Below are 23,309 nucleotides of genomic sequence, written 5' to 3'. Positions count from 1 at the left end.
GTCCTCCTGCGGTGCGGGGCGCCCGGGTCTGGCCACTGTGACACACGATTGGATCCAATCGCTACCCTCGGAGGTGATGGACATCGCACGAGCACGCGTGCTTTGCTGGTGCGACCAGTCATTTCGGATCCAGAAGGGGTACGCATGGGCCTGCCCGGGTTGCGACGGCTGGACCACGTGGGCTTCACCGTCCCCGACCTCGCGGAGGCGCACCGCTTCCTGGTCGAGGTCCTCGGCTGCGAGTACCTCTACTCCCTCGGACCGTTCTCCCACCCGGACGAGGGGGACGACTGGATGACCACCCACCTCGACGTCCACCCCGACGCCGTGATGGTCGAGAACCGCTGGTTTCGCTGCGGCGACCAGACCCTCCTCGAGGTCTTCCACTACTCCTCCCCCGACCAGCGCACCGTCCGGCCGCGCAACAGCGACGTCGGCGGCCACCACCTCGCGCTGTACGTCGACGACCTCGACGTGGCCGTCGCCCACCTGCGCGACCACGGCGTCCGCGTGCTCGACGGCCCCACCGCCAGCAGCGGTCCGGCCGAGGGAAACCGGTGGATCTACTTCTTCGCCCCGTGGGGGATGCAGCTCGAGCTGGTCTCTGCCCCCGGTGGCAAGCGGTGGGACCGCGAGCGCGCCCGCCCCGCGAGCGACGAGAATCCGGTGCCATGAGCGAGACCAGCAGCGGCATCGGCAGCACGCGGGTGGCGGCGTACCTCCGGGAGGCGATCCTGGGTGGGGAGCTCCGCCCCGGCGACCGGATCCGCCAGGAGGAGGTCGCCGAGCGGCTCGGGGCCAGCCGGCTGCCGGTGCGCGAGGCGCTGCGGATGCTCGAGGCGGAGGGCCTCACCGAGCACGAGGCCCACAAGGGCGCTCGGGTCCCGCGGCTCTCCCAGCACGAGGTCGACGTGATCTACCAGATGCGGGAGCGCCTGGAGCCGCTGGCGCTGGTCGAGAGCCTGCCCCGGCTCAACGCCGCGGACCACGAGCGGCTCGAGGAGGTGCAGCAGCGGATCGAGGACAACGACGACCTCGAGAAGTTCCTCGACCTCGACCGCGAGTTCCACATGCTCACCTACTCCGGCTGTGACATCGACCCGCTCATGACCAACGTGGCCCGGCTGTGGAACTCCACCCAGCACTACCGTCGGACCTACGTCGCGCTCGGCGGGCGCAACCGGATGTGGGTCGTCAACAGCGAGCACCGGCTGATCCTCGACGCCGTGGTCCGCCGGGACGTGCAGGACGCGGAGCGCTACCTCGGCGGCCACATCCGGCGGACCCGGATCGAGCTCGCCCAGCACCCGGAGGTGTTCGCCGGGCCATGACCGAGGTGACCGTCAACGGCGTCGCCGTCACCCTGACCAGCGACGGGGACACCCCGTTGCTCACCGCCCTGCGCGACGAGCTGGGCCTGGTCGGGACCCGGTTCGGCTGCGGGCAGGGTCTGTGCGGGGCGTGCTTCGTACGCCTCGACGGCGACGGCGGCACCGCGGTGGTGCCGTCGTGCCAGACGCCGGTGTGGCAGGTCGAGGGCCAGGCGGTCACGACGGTCGAGGGGCTCGCCGGCGACGGCTCCCACCCGGTGCAGCGGTCGATCCTCGAGCGGCAGGCCGCCCAGTGCGGCTTCTGCCTCTCGGGCATCGTGGTCCGGGCCGCGGCGCTGCTCGACGAGGAGCCCGACGCCGACGCCGCGCGGGTCGCCGAGGCGCTCGACCGCAACCTCTGCCGCTGTGGCACCCACCGGCGGATCGTCGAGGCCGTGCTGGCCGCGGGAGATCCCGGATGAGCACGGTGCCGGCCCACGTCGAGGCCAATCCCCGACTGGGCACCTGGATCTCCGTCGCGGACGGGCAGGTCGAGGTCCACGTCGGCAAGGTCGAGCTCGGGCAGGGCATCCTCACCGCGCTCGCCCAGGTGGCGGCCGACGCCCTCGCCCTCCCGCTGGCCCGGGTCCGGATGGTGACCGCCCACACCACCCGCGGCCCCGACCAGGGGCTCACCGCGGGCAGCCTGTCGGTGCTGCAGTCCGCCCCCGCGCTGCGCCGCGTCGGCGGGGTGGTCCGCGCGCTCGCCGGCCCGACCGCCCCCGAGGCGGCGTACGTCGACCGCGTCGCCGCCCTCGACCCCGACACCGACCTGCGGGAGGTCGCTCCTGCAGACCCGGCTCCCGTGTCGGTCGTCGGACGCAGCGAGCCGCGGCTCGACCTGCCCGACAAGGTGCTCGGCCGACCCCGCTTCCTCGCCGACCAGCGGCCCCCGGGCCTGCTCCACGGCCGGGTGCTCCGGCCACCCTCTCCCGGCGCGCGGCTGCTGGCCCTCGACGAGGACTGGAAGGCGCCCGGTGTCGAGCTCGTTCGCGACGGCTCGTTCCTCGGGGTCGTCGGCGAGCGGGAGGTCGACGTCGACCGGGCGCTCGAGCGGCTCGGGCGCGACGCCCGGTGGGACGAGGGCGACCTGCTGCCCGACGAGGACGACCTGGTCGCCTGGCTGCGCAGCGGGGAGCACGAGGAGGTGCCGGTCCTCGACGAGGGAACCCTGCCGGAGCCGACCCTGTCGGCGACGTACTCCAAGCCGTTCCTGGCCCACGGCTCGATCGCCCCCAGCACGGCCATCGCCCGGTGGGACGACGACCTGCTGCACGTGATGAGCCACAGCCAGGGCATCCACGCGCTGCGCGACGCGCTGGCCGCGGTCCTCGGGATCCCCGCGGTGGACGTCACCGTTGAGCACGTCGAGAACGCCGGGTGCTACGGCCACAACGCGGCCGACGACGCGGCCCTGGATGCCGCGCTGCTCGCCCGTGCGGTCCCGGGTCGGCCGGTGCTCGCCCGCTGGACCCGCCCCGACGAGCTGACCTGGGGGCCGCTCTCCTCGGCGATGACCGCGACGCTCTCGGCGACGCTGGAGGGCGGACGGGTGACCGGTTGGAGCCACGACGTGTGGAGCCAGGGCCACAGCTCGCGCCCCGGCTTCCGCGGCACGCCGGGTCTCCTGGCAGGAGCCCACCTGGCCGAGCCGACGCCACTGCCGCCCGCGCACGACCCGCCGCTGGCCGCCGGCGGCGGGACCACCCGCAACGCCGTGCCCGGCTACACGGTGGGTCCGCGCCGGGTCGCCGGCCACCGCAAGCTCGACTCCCCGCTGCGGACCTCGGCGATGCGGGCGCTGGGGGCCTACCTCAACGTCTTCGCGATCGAGTGCTTCCTCGACGAGCTCGCCGACGCGGCCGGCGCGGACCCGCTGCAGCTCCGGCTCGACCACCTCGACGACCCCCGCGGGGTCCGTGTCCTCGAGACCGCCGGCCGGCTCGCCGAGTGGGGTGCACCGCTGCCCGAGGACGTGGGGCGCGGCCTGGGGTACGCCCGCTACAAGGGCACCGGAGCCCACTGCGCGGTCGTCGCCGAGGTGGCCGTGCACAGCGAGGTCCGCGTACGCCGGCTCACGGTCGTCGCCGACGTCGGCGAGGTGGTCAACCCCGACGGCGCCCGCAACCAGCTCGAGGGCGGCGCCACGCAGGCCACCAGCTGGACGCTGCACGAACGGGTCCGGTTCGACCGGCATCGGCTGCTGACGACCGACTGGGAGACCTACCCGGTGCTCCGCTTCTCAGAGGCGCCGCCCGTGGCGGTCGAGCTCGTGGCGAGCGCCGAGCCGCCCGTGGGGGCCGGTGAGGCCGCCCAGGGACCGACCGCGGCCGCGCTCGCCAACGCCGTCCACGCGGCGCTCGGCGTCCGCGTGCGCGACCTCCCCCTCACCCCCGACGCCATCGTCCGCGCCATCGAGGCGGCCGACGCCTGACCCGCACCACCCGACCGAGAGGACCCACCATGCCCCGCATCAGCTACGTACCGATGGACGCGATGGACGAGGAGATGCGCACCGAGATGGAGCGCTGCGCCCGCGAGGGCACACCCCGCCCGGAGAGCTCGGCGATCCGGGCGCACGCGCCCGAGGTCTTCAAGACCTTCACCCCCTACTGGCACGCCACCTTCCGCGAGGGCGAGCTCGACCACGCCACCAAGGAGCTGTGCCGGCTCTACATCACCCGGACGACCAACTGTCAGTTCTGCGGCAACCAGCGCTCGTCGACCGCCGGCCTGCCGGAGTACGCCGACGACGACCTGCTCAACTTCGAGGCCGCCGCCGGCTACGACGACCGCCAGAAGGCGGCGTTGGCGTACGCCCAGGCGATCGCGTGGGGCGAGCAGGACCTCGACGGCCTGTGGTCGCGGCTGCACGCACACTTCACCGAGCGGGAGCTGGTCGAGCTCGGGTGCTTCGTCGCGCTGACCTTCGGGCAGCAGTCGTGGATCCGGCTGCTGGGGATCGGCCACCAGGAGTACGACGTCGAGGGCATCGACTCGACGGCCGGGATCGCGCCGGGCGTCAGGAGCTGACGGCCCGCTCGACCAGCGCGGCGATGGTCGACTCGTCGGCCGGCGTGAGGTCGGTGACGGCGTACGCCGTGGGCCACATCGTGCCGTCGTCGAGCGTCGCCGGGTCGTTGAAGCCGAAGGTGGCGTAGCGCGCGTCGAACTTCGCGGCCGCCTGGAAGAAGCAGACGATCTTCCCGTCCCGGGCGTAGGCCGGCATCCCGTACCAGGTCTTCGCACGGAGCTCCGGGGCCACCTCGGTGACGATGGCGTGGATCCGCTCGGCGAGCCGGCGGTCGTGGTCCGGCATCTCGGCGATCTTGTCGAGGAGGGCCTGCAGGTCGTCGGCCAGCTTCCGGCCGCCCCTGCCGCTCGCGCGCAGCTCGGCGGCACGCTCCTTCATGGCCTCGCGCTCGGCGTCGGTGAATCCTGATGACTTCTCGGTCGGCATGGGTCCGACGCTACCCACACAGAGCGCTCCCGGCTTCTCGGATCCTGATCGGTCCGACAGCCGTACGATCCGGGCATGGCCGACCACGCGGAGTCCCCCGAGGACGCGCTGACGCGGACCGTCGGCGCCCGGATCCGGGAGGCGCGAGAGGCGCGGGGGACGTCGCTGCGCTCGCTCGCCGCGGTGGTCGGGGTCTCCCCGGGCATGCTCTCGCAGATCGAGACCGGTCGGGCGCGACCCTCGGTCGGGACCTTGTGGGCGCTGGTGAGCGAGCTCGGGCTGTCCCTGGACGCGGTCTTCCCGGACGGCAGCAGCCGCCGTTCGTCCTCACCGGTGGTGCAGCGGGCCGGGGCGCGCGAGCCGCTCGAGCTCTCGGGCGGCGTGACGTGGGAGCACCTCGGCAGCAAGGACGACCCGGGCGTGGTCTTCGCGCACGTGACCTACCGGCCAGGCGAGCAGTCCGGCGGCGGTCACGAGGAGCTGCCGCTGGCGCGGCACCGGGGCTGGGAGTACGGCTACCTGCTGTCCGGCCGGCTCGCCGTCGAGGTGCGTGGCGAGAGGGTCGAGCTCGGTCCGGGCGACGCGATCAGCTTCGGGTCCGACGTCCCCCACCGCTTCCACGCGCTCGGCGAGGAACCCGCCCGAGCGGTCTGGTTCAACCGCCTCGGCTGAGGTAATCTCGGGCTATGTTTAATCAGATTGAACAGGTCGGCTTCGTCGGCCTCGGCGCGATGGGCAGCGGCATCGCCCGCCGCCTGATGGAGGCCGGCCATCCCGTCACCGGCTGGAACCGGACCAGGAGCAAGGCCGAGGACCTGCTCGCCGCCGGCATGGGCTGGGCCGACACGCCGCGCGAGGTCGCGGAGCGGTGCGACGTGGTCTTCACGATGCTCACCAACACCGCGGCCATCGAGGGCGCCGCCCGCGGCGAGGACGGCCTGCTGGCCGGACTCCGCGAGGGCACGGTCTGGGCCGACCTGAGCACCATCTCCCCCGAGGCCAGCGTGGCGCTGTCGGAGGAGGTCGCGGCGACCGGGGCGTCCTACCTGGACACGCCCGTCTCAGGCAGCCCGGCCACCCTGGCCGCCGGCCAGATGTCAGTCATGGTGGGCGGCGACCGCGCCGCCTTCGACCACGTCGAGCAGCTGCTCCACGCGATCGGCCCCAAGGTGACCTACATCGGCCCCCACGGCCACGCCATCCTCACCAAGGTCGCCATCAACCTCGCGCTGGTGGTCTCGGTGACGGCCTTCGCCGAGGCCGTGACCCTGGTCGAGAAGGCCGGCGTCAGCCGAGCGGCCGTCGTCGACGCGGCCCTCAAGAGCGTGATCGCCTCGCCCGTGATCGGCTACCGCGCGCCGCTCCTCGTCGACGACGACACCGTGTACGCCGACGTGGAGCTGCAGCAGAAGGACCTCGTCCTCGCCCAGGAGCTCGGCCGCCGCTACGGCGCGATGGTGCCGACCTGCTCGGCGGCCAGCGAGATGCTCAGCGCCGCGCGCAGCAGCGACCTGAGCGACCGCGACTTCCTGGTGAGCGTCGCCGACGTCTACCGCCGGGCCGCGGGGGTGGAGGTCCGATGACCGTCAGGCCTCCCTTCCGGACCACCGTCGCCGACGTACCGCTCGAGCAGAACCTGCGCGAGGACGAGGGCTGGGTCGACATGCAGGTCCAGTACCTCGTCAACTCCGAGCGCGGCGGCTCCGACGGGCTGACCGTGGGCCGTACGGTGCTCCCGCCGGGCGCCCGTCACGACCGCCACCTCCACACCGACGCCGACGAGTTCCTGGTCGTGATGTCGGGCCGTGGGGAGATCCACACCAACACCGGCCGCGAGCCGTCGCAGGCCGGCGACGTGATCTTCACGCCGCGCGGCAACTGGCACGGCTTCGTCAACACCGGGGACGAGGACGTGCTGCTGATCTGGGGCTGGAGCGGCGCCGGCTCGCTGGCAGCCGCCGGCTACGGGCTGCCGTCCGACGACGACGAGTTCGACGACCCCTCGTGACCCCGCTCGATCCCAGGATCGCCCGCGGCACCACCCGGATGCTGGCGGCCCGCTCGGCCGCGCTCGAGGCGGGGGACGCCCACCTCGGCTGGAAGGTCGGCTTCGGCGCACCTGCCGCCCTGGCGACGTTCGAGCTGGACCGCCCGCTCGTCGGCTTCCTGACCCGGGAGCGGTTGCTGACCTCGGGGGCGACGGTCGACGTCTCGGGCTGGACCAAGCCCGTGCTCGAGGCCGAGGTCGCCGCCCACCTGGGCTCCGACGTCGGCGCCGGCGCGTCCGGGTCCGAGGCGCTCGCCGCGGTCGCCGGCTGGTCGGTCGCGATCGAGCTCGCGGACCTCGACCACACGCCGTCGGACGTCGAGCGGATCCTGGCCGGCAACATCTTCCACCGCCAGGTGCTGCTGGGGCCGGTCGTGGCCGACCTCCCCTCGCCCGGTCGCTTCTCGGTGTCGCGCGAGGGCGTCGCCGTCGCGTCGACGACCGAGCCCTCCGCGCTGACGGGGGAGCTCGGGAGCGTGCTCGCGTCGACGGCGGACACGCTCGCAGCCTGCGGTGAGGGCTTGCGCGCCGGCGACGTGGTGATCACGGGGTCGGTCGTGCCACCGGTCGCCGTCGCCGGGAGCGGGGTGTGGGAGGTCGCGGCGAAGGGCCTCGGCAGCCTGTCCGTCCGGCTCCCCTGAGCCGGGCGCTCCGGTCAGCCGGGCACGACGGTGGCGACGTCTCCGGCATGGATCCGGCCGGGCACGGTGACCTCCGCGTCCACGCCGAACACCGGCTCGCCCCGGGAGGAGCGACGGTCGGCGAGCGACGACAGCAGGGCCAGGTCGCGGACCCCGGTCTCCGGGTGGACGTCGACCACCGCGCAGCGGGGCACGACGCCGCGGACGCGGACCTCGGCCACGCCGATCCGCACCCGACGACCCACCCACTCCTGCTCCGCGTCCGGGTCCAGCTCCCCGCCGTCCAGCTCGAAGGTGGCCCGGAACCGGGCGGCGTCGACGGGCGCGCCGACCTCGTCGGCCAGCCGGGCCAGCGACGCGCTCGTCACGAGGGTGACCGGACCGCCGTACACGAGGTCACCCGGGGCGCCGGAGACCAGCACGACCTCGCGGCCCAGGTGGGCGGAGTACGCCGCCGCCCACGGTCCCGCCACGACCTCAACGGCGGTGGACCTGCCCCAGTAGTCGACGTGGTGGACCTCCCCGGTCGCGACCGGCGTGCCCTCGACCACGCCCGAGGGGAGCGCCACGGACAGCACCGTCCAGTCCCAGACGGCGGAGGTCTGGAGCAGGGTCGGGTGGTGGACCGTGCGCAGGCAGCGGCCGGCCGCCAGGTCGACCAGGCAGAACCTCCGGTCTCCCTGCGGCCCGCCCCGGGTCAGGCTCACCGCAGGGTGGGTCAGGTGGCGACCTCCCTTGACGGGCGTGAACCCGATCCGCGCGACCCGCATGCGCCCACCCTGCCACCCGTGCGTCGGGGCGCCCGTCCGACCGCTGCCGAACAGGCGCCCGCGCGCTCAGCCGAGGGTGGCGGTGTCGATGACGAACCGGTAGCGGACGTCGGAGGCCAGCACCCGCTCGTACGCCTCGTTGACCTGGTCGGCGGCGATGACCTCCACCTCGGCGCCGATCCCGTGCTCGGCGCAGAAGTCGAGCATCTCCTGCGTGAGGGCGATGCCGCCGATCATGGAGCCGGCGAACGAGCGACGGTTGCTGAGCAGCGAGAACACGTTGACGCCCAGCGGCTCGCTCGGGGCGCCGACGTTGACCAGCGTGCCGTCGACACCGAGCAGCCCGAGGTAGGCGTCCAGGTCGATGCTCGCGCTGACGGTGTTGACGATCAGGTCGAACCGGCCGGCGAGGTGATCGAAGGTGTCCGGGTCGGAGGTGGCGAAGTAGTCGTCCGCCCCGAGCCGGAGCCCGTCCTCCTGCTTCTTCAGCGACTGCGACAGCACCGTGACCTCGGCGCCCATCGCGTGGGCGATCTGGACGGCCATGTGGCCGAGCCCGCCGAGCCCGACGACGGCGACCTTCTTGCCCGGGCCGGCCTGCCACTTCCGCAGCGGGGCATAGGTCGTGATGCCGGCGCAGAGCAGCGGGGCGGCGGCGGCCGGGTCGAGGGCCGCAGGGACCGAGAGGACGTAGTCGGCGTCGACGACGACGTGGGTCGAGTAGCCGCCCTGCGTCGTGGTCCCGTCGCGGTCGGTGCCGGCGTACGTCGGGACCATGCCCTCGACGCAGTACTGCTCGTCACCGTTGGCGCAGTTCACGCACTCGCCGCAGGAGCCGACCATGCAGCCGACGCCGACGCGGTCACCGACCCGGTGCCGGGTGACGTCCGCGCCGACCTCGGCGACGGTGCCGACGATCTCGTGGCCCGGGACGACCGGGAACGGCTGGGGACCCCAGTCGCCGTTGACGGTGTGGATGTCGGAGTGGCAGATGCCGGCGTACTCGATGTCGATGAGCACGTCGCGGGCGCCGACGTCGCGGCGCTCGATCGTGGTCGGGGCGAGCGGCTGGCCCGAGGCGGGCGCGGCGTAGGCATGGACGTTCGTGGGCATGGTGGTTCCTCCCGTGGGGGGTTGGGTGGTCTGGACGTCCTGGGTGTGCGGGGCTACCGCGAGCCGGACTGCTTGAGCTCGTCGGCCAGGGCGCGGGCCCTGCCCGAGAGCCGGTCGGCCCGGGCGGTGTCACCCGCCCCGACGGCCTTCCAGTAGTCGATCTTGATCCGGACGTACTGCTGGCGCAGCGCGAGCTGCTCGGCCTCGGCTGCGAGCCGACGCTCCTGCCCGGCGAGGAGATCGACCTGCTCGCCCGCCGCCTCCGCACCGAGTCGGCCGTTGGCGACGTACGTCTTCATGTCGGCCACGGACATCCCGGTCGCGGCGAGGCAGGCGATCCACATCAGCTGGTCGAGGTCCGCGTCGTCGTAGACACGGTGCCCGCTGCTCGCGCCGCGGCTGACCGGCGCGATCACGCCGATCGACTCGTAGTAGCGCAGCGTGCTGGCCGGAAGACCGGTCAGCGCGGCCGCCTCCTTGATGGAGAAGGTGCGCCGGGCAGCTCGTGTGCTCACGTCCTCGACCGTAGGAACTTCAAGTACTCGAAGTCAAAGCTGTCCTCGCCCACATCTGTCGCCTCCTAGCGACCGCAGCGGTCCACGCGCTCCCAGGGCCAGTCCGTGGCGAGCCAGCGGGCGACGGCGTCGGCGAGGGGGACGTCGAGCGCCGAGCGGTCGGCCCGTACCCAGGACTGCACCGTGACGTCCCAGTCCTCGGAGTGCGAGGGATACAGGTAGACGCACCCGATGACGTCGTCGTCACCCGGGTCGAGGACGGTGAAGGTGAAGCCGGCTCCACGCGCGAAGTCGTCCGCGTGGCGACGGAGGTCACCGAGGTTCTCCTCCAGCGTCATGCCGCCGAGCGGGGGCCAGGTGCCGTCCGGATACCCGGCGGTGGAGCGGATGTGCTCGATGCTCGAGGTCCAGGCGGCATGGTCGGCCCCGTTGTGCTGGGGGCCCAGGGGTTCGAGGCGGAACTGGTCGGTGGCGAGCGAGGTGGGCGCCTCGAAGCCTGCGGGCACGAACGCGTGCGAGGTCATGCCGTGAACGTACTGCGCCGGCCGCCGATCCGGCACCCGCGTTCTCCCCCCGGCAGCGAGCCGGCCGGGCGCCTGCCCTGCGTCACCGGCGGACCGCCACCCACACCTCCTCGGCCGGCCACCGGGTCGCCCAGTCCTTCGACACGATCTCGTAGAACGTGTGGTCGTGCGCCTGTGCCGGCGCGTAGACCTCGCGCAGGGCCGCGACCACGAAGCCGGATCCGCGCAGCAACCGCACCCAGTCCCCGTGCGAGGGGTGGAACTCGGCCCCACCGCCGGGCCACCGCACCCGGTACGCCTCACGCTGACCGCGGAGCAGTCGCTCGCCGGCGACGCCCTCCTCGAGCGGGACGCACAGTGCCGAGAGGAGGCTGTTGGTCAGGAAGACCAGCCGTCCTCCCGGTCGGAGCAGCCTGGCGGCCTCGGGCAGCCAGCGCTCCGGATCACACCACGCGGCCGCTCCGTGCTCGCTCACCACCAGGTCGTAGGCGCCGCTGCGCAGGGGGACCCGCTCCCCGTCACCCTGGACGAGCGGGAACGCCGGTCCGACCTGGGCCTGCATCCTCCGCGCAGTCGTGAGCTGCTCGTGCGAGAGGTCCACCGCGACCGTCCGCGCACCGGCCCGGGCGAGCCACGCGGAGAAGTAGGCGGTGCCGCAGGCCAGCTCCGCGACGTCGAGTCCGCGCACCTCCCCCAGGACTCCCAGCTCCCGCTCCGGGACGGAGAAGAGTCCCCAGACGGTCTCCGGCCGCGACCACATGTCCGCGGCGGCCGCGTCGGTGAAGCGCTCGTTCACCACCGCCCACAGGGCCCGGTTCAGCGCCTTGTCGGAGTCGCTGACCTCGGCCATCCGGTCATGCTAGGTCCGCGAGGCTACTCAGCGTCCCGTCCCGTCGGTACGGTCGACACCGGAGGAGGCGGGCCATGGGCAGCCGGTCGGAGGACGTGGACGCCGTCACCGAGGTCGCCACGGAGTACTTCCAGGCGTGGTTCGCCGGCGACGGTGATCGGATGCGTGCGGTGCTGCACCCAGCACTGGCGAAGCGGACCCGCGCGGCACCAGGCACGCACTCCCTGGCGCTGCACGAGGACCCGGTCGAGACCCTCGTCGCCGACACCGCCGGGGGCGAGGGGACCGGCTTCGTCCCGTGGCAGGAGGTGACGGTCCTGGACGTCGTCCGGGACATCGCGACGGTGAAGGTGCACTCCGAGCCCTTCGACGAGTACCTCCACCTGGCCCGGTTCGCCGACGGCTGGCTGATCGTGAACGCGCTGTACCTGACCGCGGAATGACGCGCTCGCGGGAGAGCAGGACGAGCACCTGTGTCAGCACGCGAGCATGTGACACGTTCGCACACGGTTGTAAGACCGGAGGGACCTGTACAGCCCGCCGTTGACACGTTCTCGCCGTGTGGCTAGCGTCACAAGTTGCTACTGCTGCATACGTTTGCAGTCATCCATGCGGGAAGAAAGCAAGCGGTTCCGACATGAAGAAGATCGCAGTTCCCTGGCGGGGCACGGTCGTGCTGGCCTCCACGCTGGTGCTGGCCACCTCGGCCTCCATCGTCGCCAGCGCCGGGCCAGACAGCTCCCGCCGCGCCACGCCTGACGCCTCCGCCCAGCGACCAGCAGACATGGTGCTCCTGGACGGCAAGATCTCCATGCTCGACGACGCCAACCGGACGGTGTCGGCGCTCGCCATCACCGACGGCCGCATCGTGCAGGTCGGCTCGGACAGGACCGTCCGCAAGCTCGCCGGCAAGGGCACCGAGGTCGTCGACCTCGACGGGCGGCGGGTCATCCCCGGCCTGATCGAGGGCCACCTCCACGCCCTGCGCACCGGCTACCACTGCTGGACCCAGACCGTGCGCCTCGACCAGGTCACCACCCGGGCGGACGCGCTCGCCGCGTACGCCGACAAGGCCGCGTCCCTGCCCGCTGGCGCCTGGATCTGGACCACCGCCGGTGGCTGGAACATCGGCCAGCTCGACGACCCGGCTCCGTTCACCCTCGCCGAGCTCAGTGCCGCCGCGCCCGACAACCCCGTCTGGGTCACCGGGTCCGGCATCACCGGCGCCCGGGTCAACCAGGCCGCCCTCGACGCGATCGGCCTCGGGGCGGGCGACCCCGGGGTCGAGGTCGACGGATCGGGCAATCCGACCGGCGGGATCTCCGGTGCCGCCAACACCGCGGCCGGGACCGCGATCCGCGCGCAGCTCGACCAGCTGGGCATCGAGGGCGAGGCCGCCTGCCTCTCCGACTTCCTCGACGAGGCGGCCAGTCGCGGCCTGACGTCGATCAAGGACGCCGGCGGCAACAACGCGCCCTGGGGCACGACCGGCGCCATCAGCGACGGACTGCACGGCGAGGAGCCGGGCATGTACCTCTATCGCAACGAGGGCCTTCCGGTGCGGATCGCCTACCACCAGATGTCGCGCTACGCCGGACCGGCCTCAGCGATGGAGGACCTGCGCAACGCGGTGGGCTTCCTCGGGGACGACTGGTTCAAGTACCTCGGCCCCGGTGAGGACACCATGGCCACCGACGCCGGCTACGCCGACTTCACGACCATGGCCGCCCGCAAGCAGCTCAGTCTCGAGACCCACGTGGGCAACGTCGACGCCATCCTCGCCGGCTTCGAGGCAGCAGCAGCCGTGGCGCCGGTCGAGGACCTGGAGTGGCGGATCGCCCACCCGGCGGACGGCCAGCCCACGGACGAGCAGCTCGCCCGGGCAGCCGCCCTCGACGCGGGGTGGATCCTCACCTTCTCGTCAGTGCGCAACGGCGCCACCGGTCCCCGCTACAAGTCGGTGCTCGACGCAGGCGCGAAGTTCTGCCTCGCCTCGGACGCCATGAACGTCGCCCCGTGGCAGCCGTTCCAGAACCTCTGGTACGTCACGACCGGCGACACCATGCTGCCGGGCGTCCCCGGCGTGCCGGCCGACCAGCAGCTGACCCGGCTCGAGGCGTTGCGCCACCAGACCGTGGAGTGCGACTGGGCGATCGACCAGGAAGGAGAGATCGGGTCGCTCGAGGTCGGCAAGCTCGCCGACCTGCTGGTGCTCGACCAGGACTACTTCACGGTGCCTGACGACCGGATCCGCACGATCAGGCCGCTGCTCACCGTGGTCGGCGGCAAGGTCTCCTACTCCGCCGGGCCCTACGGAAAGCTCGGCTGACCACCGGCTCGGGGCCGCGCCGTCCCCCCGCCGGCCGGCCCCGAGCCCCTACTGTTGAGTCGTGCCCTCCGAGCATCCGACCACCGTCGTCCTCTTCGGCGCCACGGGCGACCTGAGCCGTCGCAAGCTGCTGCCCGGGCTGCTGCACCTGTTCAAGACCGGGCTGTTGCGCGACATCCGGGTCGTCGGGACGTCCCTGGACGACTACACGACCGAGACGTTCCGCGACTTCGCGAAGGAGGCCGTGGACGAGTTCGGCGGCGACGACGGGGACAAGGAGGCGTGGCCGGAGTTCGCGCCGCTGCTGCACTTCGCGCCCGGGTCCGAGGGCGCGGCCGGGTTGCGCCGGACCGTCGAGGAGGTCGAGGCGACCTGGCCCGACGGCACCGACCCTCGCCGGCTCCACTACCTCAGCGTCCCGCCCAAGGCGGCGTTGTCGGTGGTCGACCAGCTGCGCGAGGCGGCCCTGGTCGAGCGCAGCCGGATCATCATGGAGAAGCCGTTCGGCACCGACCTCGCCTCGGCGACCGAGCTGAACCGGCAGCTGCACGAGGTGTTCGAGGAGGAGCAGATCTTCCGGATCGACCACTTCCTCGGCAAGGAGGCGGCGCAGAACATCCTCGCCTTCCGGTTCGCCAACGGGCTCTTCGAGCCGATCTGGCACCGCCACCACATCGACCACGTCCAGATCGACGTACCCGAGGAGCTCGGGCTGGCCCAGCGGGCGAGCTTCTACGAGGCCACCGGCGCCTACCGCGACATGGTCGTCACCCATCTCTTCCAGGTCCTCGCGTTCACGGCCATGGAGCCGCCCACCGCGCTGGAGCCGGCGGCGATCTCGGAGGAGAAGAACAAGGTCTTCCGCTCGATGCTGCCCATCGAGCCGCACGACGTCGTCCGGGGCCAGTACGTCGGCTACCGCGACCTCGACGGAGTCGCCCGCGACTCCGAGACCGAGACCTTCGTCGCCCTCAAGTGCTACGTCGACAACTGGCGCTGGGCCGGCGTCCCGTTCTACCTGCGCACCGGCAAGCGGATGGCGCAGGGGGCGCGGATCATCTCCATCGCCTTCAAGGAGCCGCCGCGCTCGATGTTCCCCGCCGGTTCCGGGGTGGGCGACCACGGCCCCGACCACCTGACCTTCGACCTGGCCGACCAGTCGCGCATGTCGCTGTCCTTCTACGGCAAGAAGCCCGGCCCGGGCATGGCGCTGGACAAGCTGTCGATGCAGTTCGCGATGCACGACACCGGCTGGGCCGGATCGGTGCTCGAGGCGTACGAGCGCCTCATCCACGACGCCGCCCGCGGTGACCACACCCTGTTCACCTCGGCGCGGGGCATCGAGCGGCTGTGGGAGATCTCGACGCCGCTGCTGGAGAACCCCACCGTGGTCCGGCCCTACGCCCCCGGCTCGTGGGGACCCAACCAGATCCACCAGCTGGTGGCGCCGTTCACCTGGCGGCTGCCGTTCGAGCGGAGCTGGCGCGACCCGAACGTCGCCGGCGCCTGACCCTCACCAGGACACGGCGACGTACTTGCTCTCCAGGTAGTCGAGCATGCCCTCGTGCCCGCCCTCACGGCCGATGCCCGACTGCTTGGTGCCACCGAAGGGGGCGGCCGGGTCCGAGACCAGACCGCGGTTGAGGCCCACCATCCCGGAGTCGAGCCGCTCGCTGACCCGCAGGCCGCGGGCGAGGTCGCCGGTGTAGACGTAGGACACCAGGCCGAACTCGGTGTCGTTGGCCATCGCCACCACCTCGTCCTCGTCGGTGAACGTGACCACCGGGGCGACCGGGCCGAAGATCTCCTCACCGAGGATCTCGGCGCCACGCGGGACGTCGACCAGCACGGTCGGGGAGTAGTAGAAGCCCTCCCGCTCCGGGCGGCCACCGCCCACGACCACCTGCGCGCCCGCCGCCACCGCGCCTCGGACCAGGTCGTCGACCTTGGCCGCCGACTCCTCGTTGACCAGCGGACCCACCTCGGTCGCGTCGTCGGTGCCGGGGCCGACCACCATGCCCGCCATCCGGTCGGCGAGCCGGCGGGAGAAGTCGGCCGCCACGTCGGCGTGCACGAAGAACCGGTTGGCGGCCGTGCAGGCCTCGCCGGCGTTGCGCATCTTGGCGACCATGGCGCCGTCGACGGCGGCGTCGAGGTCGGCGTCCTCGAAGACGAGGAACGGCGCGTTGCCGCCCAGCTCCATCGAGCAGTTGACCACCTGGTCGGCCGCCTCGCGCAGCAGCACCCGCCCGACCTCGGTGGAGCCGGTGAAGGACAGCTTGCGCACTCGCGGGTCGTGCAGCATCGCCGAGACCACCTCGCCCGAGCGGCGGGCGGGCAGCACGTTGACCACGCCCGCCGGTACGCCGGCGTCGTCGAGGATCCGTGCCATCAGGAGAGCCGTCAGCGGAGTGTCGCTGGCCGGCTTCAGCACCACCGTGCAGCCGGCCGCGAGCGCCGGGCCGATCTTGCGGGTCGCCATCGCCGCCGGGAAGTTCCAGGGCGTCACCAGCACCGCGATGCCGACCGGCTGCTGCAGCACCACGATGCGGTTGGCACCGGACGGCGCCGTCATCACCGAGCCCGCGGCGCGGACCGCCTCCTCGGCGTACCAGCGGAAGAACTCCGCGGCGTACGCCACCTCGCCGCGCGCGTCCGGCAGCGCCTTGCCGTTCTCGAGCGAGATCAGGTGGGCGAGCTCGTCGGACCGCGCGGTCATCAGCTCGAACGCCCGCCGCAGCACCTCCGCCCGCTGCCGCGGCGCGGTCGCCGCCCATGCCTCGGCCGCCGCCGCGGCCGCGTCGACGCACGCCATCGCGTCGTCGACCGTGCCGTTGGCCACGGAGGTCAGCACCTCGCCGGTCGCCGGGTCCAGGACGTCGAAGCGTCCCTCGTCGGAGGCGGGCACGGCGCGGCCACCGACCCACAGGTCGAGCGGCAGGTCGGTCAGCGAGGACAGGGAGAAGTCGCCCATGGCACACCTTCGAAAGTCAGTAGGGATTGGTGACGAAGAGCTCCTGCGCCGGGAAGAGGGTCATCACCTGGGGGCCGTCCTCGGTGATCACGATCTCCTCCTCGATGCGCGCGGCGGAGACGCCGTCGCTGGCGGGGCAGTACGTCTCGAGCGCGAAGACCATGCCGACCTCGAGCTCGACCGGCTCCTTCATGGAGTTCAGCCGCGAGATGATCGGCCGCTCGTGGAGACCGAGACCGAGCCCGTGGGCGAACTGCAGCCCGAAGGCCTCCATCTCGCTGGCGAACCCGAACTCCTCGGCCCTCGGCAGCAGCGCGGCGACCTCGTCGGTCCCGACGCCGGCCTTGATGCCCTCGATCCCGCGGTCCATCCACTCCCGTGCCCGCGTGTAGGCGTCGCGCTGAGCGGGCGTGCTGCTGCCGACCGCGAAGGTCCGGTAGTAGCAGGTCCGGTAGCCGTTGAAGGAGTGGATGATGTCGAAGAACGCCTGGTCGCCCGGCCGGACCAGCCGGTCGGTGAAGTTGTGCGGGTGCGGGTTGCACCGCTCCCCCGAGATCGCGTTGACCGCCTCGACCTGGTCGGAACCCATCTCGTAGAGGCGCTGGTTGGCCAGCGCCACGATCTGGTTCTCGCGCACGCCGGGCTTCAGCGCCTCGGTGATGTCCTGGTAGACGCCGTCGACCATCGCGGCCGCCTGGTTGAGGAGCATGACCTCGTCGGCGTTCTTGATGACGCGGGCGTCGAGCATCAGCTGCTGCGCGTCGGCGACCCGGAGCCCCTGCCGCTCCATCTCGAACAGGAAGGGCGGCTCGACGATGTCGAGGCCCACCGGCAGGTCGGCGACCCCGGCCTCGACGAGCAGCGACTTGATCTCGGCGACGGCCGTCTGCATCAGGCCCACCGACGGCGCCACGGCGCCGCGGAACCCGAGGAAGCCGGCCCGGTAGTTCTCCTCCGGCACCCACTGCGAGTAGATCTTGTGGTGCTTGACCGCCGACCCGAAGTCCCACAGCACCGGGTCCTTGCCACGCGCGAGCAGGACGTAGCGGATCATCTTGTCGCCGAGGGCGCCGCCGATCCAGGTGTGGGTGGTGTAGCGGATGTTGTAGAAGTCGAAGAGCAGGAACGCCCCGCACTCGCTCGACTCGAGCGCCGCTCGGGCCCGCTCGATGCGGTAGCGCCGGAGCCGGTCGAAGTCGACCCGCTCCTCGTAGTCGACCCCCATGTGGCCGGGTGCCGAGAGCCTCCCGGACGGCCCTGTGGTGCTCATCGCCGCCTCCGCCTCACGCCTCGTCGGCGGCGGAGAGCCCGTCGTCGACCGGCGCGTCCTCGGGCTTGAGGGTGATCCCCGACGCCGCGGCCTGCTGGTCCAGCAGGATCGCGAAGTCCTCCTCGACCCGACCACTGCTCACGCTGGCCTGCACGGCGGCAGCGGTGGCCGCCGCGACCGGCATCGGGACGTCGAGCTCGTGGGCGGCCTGGAAGCCGAGGTCGAAGTCCTTGCGCAGCAGGATCGGTGTGAAGGTCGGCGTGTAGTCGAGGTGCACGAAGGCCGGGCTCTTGTAGCGGGTGAACACCGAGCCCATCACCGAGTTGTTGAGGAACTCCAGGAAGGCCGCCCGCGGCATGCCGCCCTTCTCGGCGAGCACCGTCACCTCGGCCATGCACTGGGTGACCACCCCGAGCATCAGGTTGTGGCAGATCTTGGCGAGCCGGGCGACGTCGCCCTCGCCGACGTACGTCGCGCCCTTCCCGAGGTGGGCGAGCAGCGGCGCCACCCGCTCGTAGGTCTCCTCCGGCCCGGAGACCACGAGGCTCAGCCCCCCGGCGCGCACGACCTTGCCGTTGCCGCTCACCGGCGAGGCGAGGAAGTCGACGCCACGCTCCGCGCACGCCGCCCGCATCGCCGCGGACGACTCGGTCGAGACCGTCGAGCAGTCGACGACGGCGCCGGGGACCTGGTCCGGGTCGGCGAGCAGCCCGTCGGGGCCGGTCAGCACCTGCTCCAGGTCGGCCGGCGTGGAGACCATCGTGAAGACGACGTCGTGGCCGCGCAGGTCCGCGATCGTGTCGGCGACGGTGCACCCGACCTCGGTGAGCGCCTCGGCCTTGGACCGCGTGCGGTTCCAGACCGTGACGTCCTCGCCTGCCCTCGCCAGTCGCGACGCCATGGCGGCGCCCATCCGGCCGGCTCCGATCCAGCCGACACGAACGGTGCCGGGGGTGGCAGCGTCGGAGGTGTCCATGGTCATCCTGCTTTCGTCATCGAGGGGGTCGGAGCGACGTCGGTGAGGCTCGGCTCGGGACCGCCGGCAAGCCGGGCGACCAGCCAGTCAGCCGTCCGTGGGCGGTGCTGGTCGGCCACGTTGGCGCAGCCGTGGTTGCCGTCCTCGAGCATCAGCAGCGTGGCCGGCCCGGCGGCCCGCAGGTGCAACCGGTCCGCCTGCTCCCAGGGGATCAGCCGGTCACGGCGTCCGAAGACGACGAGCAGCGGTGCGACCAGGTCGTCGACCACGTCGGCGAGGTCGAGGGTCAGCGCCACCGCACGCGCCTCGTCGTCGCTCGCGGCGCCGGAGCGCAGCCGGAAGGTGTCGCGGGTCAGCTGCGGAAGCCCGTCCCAGCACTCGCCGAAGCAGAACGGACCGCCCAGGGTCACGCAGGCGGAGACGCGATCGCCCAGCGCGGCCGCCACCCGGGCGGCGTAGTAGCCGCCGAGGCTGACCCCCCAGACGGCCAGGCGGGCCTGGTCGAGATCGGGCTCGTCGCGCACCGTCGACCACACCGCTTCGGCGACGGGCGCCCAGTCACCGCGGATCGCGAGGTCGTACTCCGCCTCGCCCTGGCCGGGACCGTCGAGCGTGAAGGTGGCGAGGCCACGGTCGAGGAAGGTCTGCTCGGTGGAGCCGAGCTCCTCCTTGGTGGAGTCCAGCCCGGGGACCAGGACCACGACGGGGTGGGGCCCGGCCCCACGCGGGGTACGGACCACGGCCACCAGGCGGCTCCCCTCGAAGGGGATGCAGACCCGCCGGCCGGGCGGGTCGAGGTGGGGCAGCGCGTCGGTGAGGCAGCCGACGGCTCGCGCGTGCGCAGCGCGCATCTGGTCGGGGTCGACGACGAAGACGAACTTCGCGAAGTGGTGGTAGACCGCGGCCCGGGCGAGGTGGCCGCCCGCCGAGCGGGTGCGCCCGTCCGCGAGCGCCTGCCGGCCGAGGTCCTCGTGGACCGACCCGGCCAGGCTCCAGGCCGCGCACCAGTCCTCCCACCGCTCGAGACCGGCGGTCACCCGGGTGAAGTCGGCCTCGGTCACGCCGTTGACGGTGAACCGGGGACCCCAGTGCGCGATGGCCGAGGCCACCCGCTCGTCTTGCGACATCACCACTCCTCCCGTTGCTCGGCACGCGGTCGTGGGCACGATGCAATCGAGTGCAGCCTTGCTCACCGGGAAGGGGGCTGTCAAGACAACGATTCTTGCGTGGGAGCAGCGGAACGGCGTGTCTGCAATCGAATGCACTACACTCGCCAGCCATGACAGCCTCGCGGCCCCCGGACCCGCCCACCGTCCTGACCGTGGGCACCTTCACGCCGTCGGTGCTGCTCGCCGTCGCGCGGACCACCGGAGCCCTCGCCGCCGCGGGGCTCGACGTCGACGAGCGGCCGGTGACCTCGTCGCCGGCGCAGTTCGCCTCGCTGCGCGACGGCGAGCTCGACGTCGCGATCACCAGCCCCGACAACGTGCTCGCGTACCGGTTCTCCCCCGGCAACCCGCTCGGGACGCTGCTCGACGTCTCGATCGTCTCCGGGATCGACCGCGGAGTCGGCCTGGGCCTCTACGCGCGACCGGGGCTGGACCGTCCCGACCAGCTGCGTGGGGCCGTGATGGGGGTGGACGTGCCGGTGTCCGGCTTCGCACTGGCCCTGTACGCCCTCGCCGACGCCCTGGGCGTGGGGCGGGAGGTCTACCGGCTCGAGACCCTCGGGTCCACGCCACGCCGGCTCGAGGCGCTCCTCGACGGCCGCTGCGACGCGACGATGCTCAACGCCGGCAACGAGATCCGGGCCGAGGCAGCCGGCTGCCACCTGCTCGCTGCCGCCTCGGAGCACTGCTCCCCCTACCTCGGCACCGTCGTGGCGGTCCTCGGGACCGCGCACCTCGACAGCGCCACCCGGCTCGGCGACGCGCTCGCCGCGACCGCCCGCCGCGTGCTCGCCGGTGAGCTGGACGACGAGACGAGCGCGGCCGCCGGTGAGGTGCTCGGGCTCGAGGGCGCGCTGGGGCGCCGCTACACCGAGAAGCTCAAGGACCCCGCCGAGGGGCTCACGTCCGGTGAGGTCGACCTCGAGGCACTGGCCACCCTGATCTCGCTGCGCCGCCGCTACCTGCCGGAGGCTCCCGGCACCGCCGATCCCTGGGACGGCGCCCTCGACCCCGGGCGCGGCCTGCTCGCCACGGCCGCCGGCCGGGGGTGAGGGGTGGCACGCCGACCCCACGACGGATCTCACATCGGGTTGCTGCAGGTCACCACCTTCGTCAGCACCACAGACCGCTTCGTGATGCCGCCCATGCTGGTGGCCATCTCGCTCGACCTCGGCATCCCCCTGTCGGCGGCCGTGCAGGCCGCCGGCGCGTACTTCCTGGCGTACGGCGTCATGCAGCCCGTCTGGGGTGTCGTGTCCGATCGCGTGGGCCGGGTCCGCACCCTGCGCCTGACCCTGCTGCTCGCCGGGCTGGCGAGCATCGGCTCCGCCTTCGTCGCCACCCCGCTGCTGCTCGGCATCAGCCGGGCCGTCGCCGGCGGCTTCTTCGGGGCCGCCTACCCCTCGACCCTCATCTACGTCGGGGACACCGTCCCGCTCGGGGTGCGTCAGCCCGCGATCGCGCGCCTGATGGTCGGCGTCGCCCTGGGTGCTGCCCTCGCCTCCGCCGGGGCGGGGCTGCTGGCGGACGTGACGTCGTGGCGGCTCGGGTTCGTCGCGACCGGGGGCGCTGCCCTGGTGCTGGTCGTGATCCTGCGCAGGCTGCCGGAGCCGGAGCAGCCGGACGGCCCCCGCCCGACGCCGCTGGCCATGCTCGGTGCGGTCGCCCGGTCCCGCGTCACGCTGTTCGTCCTGGCGCTCTCGTTCGTGGAGGGGATGGTGCTGCTGGGGACGCTGACCGTGCTGCCGCCTGCCAGTGAGGCCGCCGGCGCGACCAGCACGCTCGCCGGCCTCCTGACCGGCGTCTACGGCGTCTCGGTCTACCTCAGCTCACGCATGGTGCGCACCGTCTCGATGCGACGCCACCCTGCCTGGCTGCTCGGCGGCGGATCGCTGGTGCTCGTGGTGTCGATGCTGCTGCTCGCCCTCTCGCAGGGCCCCTTCGCCGCGGCCGGCGCGGCGCTGCTGGTCGGCGTCGCCTGGGTGTCGATGCACTCCACCCTGCAGACCTGGGCGACCGAGGTGCTGCCGGGGGCCCGCGCCACGGTGATCTCGCTGTTCGCCGGGGCGCTGTTCGCGGGCAGCGCGCTCACGGCCGCCCTGGTGGCCGCACCCGCCGAGGCGGGTCGCTACGACCTGATCTTCCTCGCGGGGGCGGCCATCGCCGTACCCCTCGGCGTGGCGGCCACCTGGGGCCGGTGGCGGTGGCGCAACCCCTCCCCCGGGCAGCGCGCTGCCGGAACCTCCGACGACTAGGCTCACCGGCATGTCGACACCGACCCTGCGCGACGTGGCCGAGGCCGCGGGCGTGCACGCCGCCACCGCCTCGCGGGCGCTCAACCCCGCCACCCGGGGGCTGGTCAACGCCGACACCGCCAAGCGCGTGATCCGGGTGGCCGAGTCGCTCGGCTACCGCCCGAACCCGATCGCGCGCAGCCTCAAGACCGCGAAGTCAGGGACCATCGGCCTGGTCATCCCCGACCTCACCAACCCGCTCTTCCCGCCGATCGTGCGGGGGATCGAGGACGTCCTCGAACCCGCCGGCTACAGCGGGCTGATCGTCAACACCGACAACGACCCCCACCGGGAGCGCGCCCAGATCGACCTGCTGCGTTCCCGGCAGGTCGAGGGACTGATCGTGGCGACGGCCATGCTCGACCACCCGCTCCTCGAGCAGCTGCACCGCGAGGGCGTGCCGATGGTGATGGTCAACCGGCGGCCGGAGGGGGTCGACGTCCCGTCGATCACGCCCGACGACGCCACCGGCGTGCAGCTGGCCGTGGAGCACCTCGCCTCGCTCGGCCACGAGCGGATCGCCCACCTGGCGGGACCCGTGGCGACCTCCACGGGGGTGGCGCGCGCCCGCGCGTTCCGCGGCACGGTGCGCGACCTCGGGCTCGCCGACGACCCGTCGCTGGCCGTGCCCTGCGACTACTGGACCGAGGAGGCGGGTGCCGCCGCGCTCCGCTCCCTGCTCGACGCCGGCGAGTCCTTCACCGCGGTCTTCGCGGGCAACGACCTGATCGCCCTCGGCTGCTACGACGTGCTCGCCGAGCGCGGGATCTCCTGCCCCGGGGAGCTGAGCATCGTCGGCTTCAACGACATGCCGTTCCTCGACAAGCTGGCCCCGCCGCTGACGACCATCGCGATCCCGCACCAGCAGATCGGCGCCGAGGCCGCGCGGCTGCTCCTCGACGCGATCGCCGACCCGGACCGGGCCGCACGGTCGGTGCTGCTGCCGCTGTCGCTGGTGGTCCGGGGATCGACGGCGCCACCGCCCTGACCTCGCAACCCGCGTGGTC

Annotated in this window: 25 protein-coding genes; 15 read left to right on the top strand and 10 right to left on the bottom strand. The window is 72.7% G+C overall.

Translation table 11 applies throughout. The features are described from left to right. Positions 1–144: 144 nt before the first annotated feature. Genes EXE57_RS13275 through EXE57_RS13255 form a run of 5 tightly spaced genes read left to right on the top strand, consistent with a single transcriptional unit; the run spans position 145 to position 4,403 of the window. Positions 145–675, top strand: a complete 531-nt coding sequence (locus EXE57_RS13275; protein WP_135078246.1) for a VOC family protein — start codon at positions 145–147, stop codon at positions 673–675. After that, positions 672–1,331 (top strand): GntR family transcriptional regulator, encoded by a 660-nt coding sequence (locus EXE57_RS13270; RefSeq protein ID WP_135078244.1) that lies wholly within the window; start codon positions 672–674, stop codon positions 1,329–1,331. The genes EXE57_RS13275 and EXE57_RS13270 overlap by 4 nt, the downstream gene beginning before the upstream one ends. Then, positions 1,328–1,792 carry a (2Fe-2S)-binding protein gene (locus EXE57_RS13265; protein WP_135078242.1) on the top strand — a complete coding sequence of 155 codons (465 nt, stop codon included), beginning with the start codon at positions 1,328–1,330 and terminating at the stop codon, positions 1,790–1,792. Before EXE57_RS13270 ends, EXE57_RS13265 begins: the two co-directional genes overlap by 4 nt. Further along, positions 1,789–3,804, top strand: a complete 2,016-nt coding sequence (locus tag EXE57_RS13260) for a xanthine dehydrogenase family protein molybdopterin-binding subunit (protein WP_135078240.1) — start codon at positions 1,789–1,791, stop codon at positions 3,802–3,804. The genes EXE57_RS13265 and EXE57_RS13260 overlap by 4 nt, the downstream gene beginning before the upstream one ends. Positions 3,805–3,833: 29 nt before the next feature. Then, the gene (locus EXE57_RS13255; RefSeq protein WP_135078238.1) at positions 3,834–4,403 is read left to right on the top strand and encodes a carboxymuconolactone decarboxylase family protein; all 570 of its coding nucleotides are present in this window, start codon (positions 3,834–3,836) and stop codon (positions 4,401–4,403) included. Here the strand turns inward: EXE57_RS13255 and EXE57_RS13250 are convergent. Then, a complete protein-coding gene (locus EXE57_RS13250) occupies positions 4,393–4,830 on the bottom strand; it encodes a DUF1801 domain-containing protein (protein ID WP_135078236.1) in 438 nt (145 codons plus the stop codon). The two genes, EXE57_RS13255 and EXE57_RS13250, sit on opposite strands and share 11 nt — an antisense overlap. A gap of 75 nt (positions 4,831–4,905) precedes the next feature. Here EXE57_RS13250 and EXE57_RS13245 point away from each other — a divergent pair, with 75 nt between their 5' ends. From EXE57_RS13245 to EXE57_RS13230, 4 genes are read left to right on the top strand one after another with little or no spacing between them, the layout of a single operon-like run. Continuing rightward, positions 4,906–5,502: a helix-turn-helix domain-containing protein gene (locus tag EXE57_RS13245; RefSeq protein ID WP_135078234.1), complete on the top strand. Its 597-nt coding sequence runs from the start codon at positions 4,906–4,908 to the stop codon at positions 5,500–5,502. 14 nt (positions 5,503–5,516) lie between these two features. Next, positions 5,517–6,413 carry an NAD(P)-dependent oxidoreductase gene (locus tag EXE57_RS13240; RefSeq protein WP_135078232.1) on the top strand — a complete coding sequence of 299 codons (897 nt, stop codon included), beginning with the start codon at positions 5,517–5,519 and terminating at the stop codon, positions 6,411–6,413. After that, complete coding sequence (locus EXE57_RS13235) at positions 6,410–6,838, top strand: cupin domain-containing protein (RefSeq protein ID WP_135078230.1); 429 nt, start codon at positions 6,410–6,412, stop codon at positions 6,836–6,838. The genes EXE57_RS13240 and EXE57_RS13235 overlap by 4 nt, the downstream gene beginning before the upstream one ends. Continuing rightward, positions 6,835–7,518 carry a fumarylacetoacetate hydrolase family protein gene (locus EXE57_RS13230; RefSeq protein WP_135078227.1) on the top strand — a complete coding sequence of 228 codons (684 nt, stop codon included), beginning with the start codon at positions 6,835–6,837 and terminating at the stop codon, positions 7,516–7,518. Before EXE57_RS13235 ends, EXE57_RS13230 begins: the two co-directional genes overlap by 4 nt. Positions 7,519–7,532: 14 nt before the next feature. On the opposite strand, the gene EXE57_RS13225 is transcribed toward EXE57_RS13230, so the two are convergent. The 5 genes from EXE57_RS13225 to EXE57_RS13205 form a co-directional block, all read right to left on the bottom strand. Continuing rightward, a complete protein-coding gene (locus EXE57_RS13225; RefSeq protein ID WP_135078225.1) occupies positions 7,533–8,288 on the bottom strand; it encodes an MOSC domain-containing protein in 756 nt (251 codons plus the stop codon). A 66-nt stretch (positions 8,289–8,354) separates the two neighbouring features. Further along, the gene (locus tag EXE57_RS13220; protein WP_135078223.1) at positions 8,355–9,401 is read right to left on the bottom strand and encodes an NAD(P)-dependent alcohol dehydrogenase; all 1,047 of its coding nucleotides are present in this window, start codon (positions 9,399–9,401) and stop codon (positions 8,355–8,357) included. Between the two features lie 53 nt (positions 9,402–9,454). Beyond that, entirely contained in the window at positions 9,455–9,916 is a 462-nt protein-coding gene (locus EXE57_RS13215) for a MerR family transcriptional regulator (protein WP_135078221.1), read from the bottom strand. A 65-nt stretch (positions 9,917–9,981) separates the two neighbouring features. Beyond that, complete coding sequence (locus EXE57_RS13210) at positions 9,982–10,440, bottom strand: GNAT family N-acetyltransferase (RefSeq protein ID WP_135078219.1); 459 nt, start codon at positions 10,438–10,440, stop codon at positions 9,982–9,984. Between the two features lie 82 nt (positions 10,441–10,522). Further along, positions 10,523–11,290, bottom strand: a complete 768-nt coding sequence (locus EXE57_RS13205; protein WP_135078217.1) for a class I SAM-dependent methyltransferase — start codon at positions 11,288–11,290, stop codon at positions 10,523–10,525. A 74-nt stretch (positions 11,291–11,364) separates the two neighbouring features. On the opposite strand from EXE57_RS13205, the gene EXE57_RS13200 reads away from it, so the two are divergent. The 3 genes from EXE57_RS13200 to zwf all read left to right on the top strand — a co-directional run bounded on the left by EXE57_RS13200 (position 11,365) and on the right by zwf (position 15,129). Next, a complete protein-coding gene (locus EXE57_RS13200; protein WP_135078215.1) occupies positions 11,365–11,733 on the top strand; it encodes a nuclear transport factor 2 family protein in 369 nt (122 codons plus the stop codon). Positions 11,734–11,927: 194 nt separating this feature from the next. Then, positions 11,928–13,619, top strand: coding sequence for an amidohydrolase (locus EXE57_RS13195; RefSeq protein ID WP_135078213.1), 1,692 nt, complete (start codon positions 11,928–11,930; stop codon positions 13,617–13,619). 61 nt (positions 13,620–13,680) lie between these two features. Further along, positions 13,681–15,129 (top strand): glucose-6-phosphate dehydrogenase, encoded by a 1,449-nt coding sequence (zwf, locus tag EXE57_RS13190; protein WP_135078211.1) that lies wholly within the window; start codon positions 13,681–13,683, stop codon positions 15,127–15,129. A 3-nt stretch (positions 15,130–15,132) separates the two neighbouring features. Here the strand turns inward: zwf and EXE57_RS13185 are convergent, their stop codons facing one another. The 4 genes from EXE57_RS13185 to EXE57_RS13170 are packed head-to-tail and all read right to left on the bottom strand — an operon-like array spanning position 15,133 to position 19,966. Then, entirely contained in the window at positions 15,133–16,593 is a 1,461-nt protein-coding gene (locus EXE57_RS13185; protein ID WP_135078209.1) for an NAD-dependent succinate-semialdehyde dehydrogenase, read from the bottom strand. 16 nt (positions 16,594–16,609) lie between these two features. Then, positions 16,610–17,863: a M24 family metallopeptidase gene (locus EXE57_RS13180; protein ID WP_135078207.1), complete on the bottom strand. Its 1,254-nt coding sequence runs from the start codon at positions 17,861–17,863 to the stop codon at positions 16,610–16,612. A gap of 13 nt (positions 17,864–17,876) precedes the next feature. Further along, positions 17,877–18,839: an NAD(P)-dependent oxidoreductase gene (locus EXE57_RS13175; RefSeq protein WP_135078205.1), complete on the bottom strand. Its 963-nt coding sequence runs from the start codon at positions 18,837–18,839 to the stop codon at positions 17,877–17,879. Positions 18,840–18,841: 2 nt separating this feature from the next. Further along, complete coding sequence (locus EXE57_RS13170) at positions 18,842–19,966, bottom strand: alpha/beta hydrolase family protein (RefSeq protein ID WP_135078203.1); 1,125 nt, start codon at positions 19,964–19,966, stop codon at positions 18,842–18,844. Between the two features lie 152 nt (positions 19,967–20,118). Here EXE57_RS13170 and EXE57_RS13165 point away from each other — a divergent pair, with 152 nt between their 5' ends. From EXE57_RS13165 to EXE57_RS13155, 3 genes are read left to right on the top strand one after another with little or no spacing between them, the layout of a single operon-like run. Beyond that, positions 20,119–21,060, top strand: coding sequence for a substrate-binding domain-containing protein (locus EXE57_RS13165; RefSeq protein WP_135078201.1), 942 nt, complete (start codon positions 20,119–20,121; stop codon positions 21,058–21,060). A gap of 3 nt (positions 21,061–21,063) precedes the next feature. Beyond that, the gene (locus EXE57_RS13160; protein WP_244246826.1) at positions 21,064–22,263 is read left to right on the top strand and encodes an MFS transporter; all 1,200 of its coding nucleotides are present in this window, start codon (positions 21,064–21,066) and stop codon (positions 22,261–22,263) included. 10 nt (positions 22,264–22,273) lie between these two features. Continuing rightward, a complete protein-coding gene (locus EXE57_RS13155) occupies positions 22,274–23,290 on the top strand; it encodes a LacI family DNA-binding transcriptional regulator (RefSeq protein ID WP_135078199.1) in 1,017 nt (338 codons plus the stop codon). Positions 23,291–23,309 lie beyond the last annotated feature (19 nt).

Origin of the sequence: Nocardioides euryhalodurans, assembly GCF_004564375.1 — a bacterium.
Taxonomy (GTDB): Bacteria; Actinomycetota; Actinomycetes; order Propionibacteriales; family Nocardioidaceae; genus Nocardioides; species Nocardioides euryhalodurans.
Note: the sequence above shows the minus strand (reverse complement) of the source record. Positions and strands in the feature narration are given on the sequence as shown.

Coding starts and splice junctions, on each gene's coding strand:
- EXE57_RS13250 (WP_135078236.1), bottom strand. CDS start 4,830: ATGCCGACCGAGAAGTCATCAGGATTCACCGACGCCGAGCGCGAGGCC.
- EXE57_RS13255 (WP_135078238.1), top strand. CDS start 3,834: ATGCCCCGCATCAGCTACGTACCGATGGACGCGATGGACGAGGAGATG.
- EXE57_RS13265 (WP_135078242.1), top strand. CDS start 1,328: ATGACCGAGGTGACCGTCAACGGCGTCGCCGTCACCCTGACCAGCGAC.
- EXE57_RS13195 (WP_135078213.1), top strand. CDS start 11,928: ATGAAGAAGATCGCAGTTCCCTGGCGGGGCACGGTCGTGCTGGCCTCC.
- EXE57_RS13235 (WP_135078230.1), top strand. CDS start 6,410: ATGACCGTCAGGCCTCCCTTCCGGACCACCGTCGCCGACGTACCGCTC.
- EXE57_RS13225 (WP_135078225.1), bottom strand. CDS start 8,288: ATGCGGGTCGCGCGGATCGGGTTCACGCCCGTCAAGGGAGGTCGCCAC.
- EXE57_RS13170 (WP_135078203.1), bottom strand. CDS start 19,966: ATGTCGCAAGACGAGCGGGTGGCCTCGGCCATCGCGCACTGGGGTCCC.
- EXE57_RS13210 (WP_135078219.1), bottom strand. CDS start 10,440: ATGACCTCGCACGCGTTCGTGCCCGCAGGCTTCGAGGCGCCCACCTCG.
- EXE57_RS13155 (WP_135078199.1), top strand. CDS start 22,274: ATGTCGACACCGACCCTGCGCGACGTGGCCGAGGCCGCGGGCGTGCAC.
- EXE57_RS13240 (WP_135078232.1), top strand. CDS start 5,517: ATGTTTAATCAGATTGAACAGGTCGGCTTCGTCGGCCTCGGCGCGATG.
- EXE57_RS13220 (WP_135078223.1), bottom strand. CDS start 9,401: ATGCCCACGAACGTCCATGCCTACGCCGCGCCCGCCTCGGGCCAGCCG.
- EXE57_RS13200 (WP_135078215.1), top strand. CDS start 11,365: ATGGGCAGCCGGTCGGAGGACGTGGACGCCGTCACCGAGGTCGCCACG.
- EXE57_RS13185 (WP_135078209.1), bottom strand. CDS start 16,593: ATGGGCGACTTCTCCCTGTCCTCGCTGACCGACCTGCCGCTCGACCTG.
- EXE57_RS13270 (WP_135078244.1), top strand. CDS start 672: ATGAGCGAGACCAGCAGCGGCATCGGCAGCACGCGGGTGGCGGCGTAC.
- EXE57_RS13180 (WP_135078207.1), bottom strand. CDS start 17,863: ATGAGCACCACAGGGCCGTCCGGGAGGCTCTCGGCACCCGGCCACATG.
- EXE57_RS13275 (WP_135078246.1), top strand. CDS start 145: ATGGGCCTGCCCGGGTTGCGACGGCTGGACCACGTGGGCTTCACCGTC.
- EXE57_RS13205 (WP_135078217.1), bottom strand. CDS start 11,290: ATGGCCGAGGTCAGCGACTCCGACAAGGCGCTGAACCGGGCCCTGTGG.
- EXE57_RS13245 (WP_135078234.1), top strand. CDS start 4,906: ATGGCCGACCACGCGGAGTCCCCCGAGGACGCGCTGACGCGGACCGTC.
- EXE57_RS13175 (WP_135078205.1), bottom strand. CDS start 18,839: ATGGACACCTCCGACGCTGCCACCCCCGGCACCGTTCGTGTCGGCTGG.
- EXE57_RS13165 (WP_135078201.1), top strand. CDS start 20,119: ATGACAGCCTCGCGGCCCCCGGACCCGCCCACCGTCCTGACCGTGGGC.
- EXE57_RS13260 (WP_135078240.1), top strand. CDS start 1,789: ATGAGCACGGTGCCGGCCCACGTCGAGGCCAATCCCCGACTGGGCACC.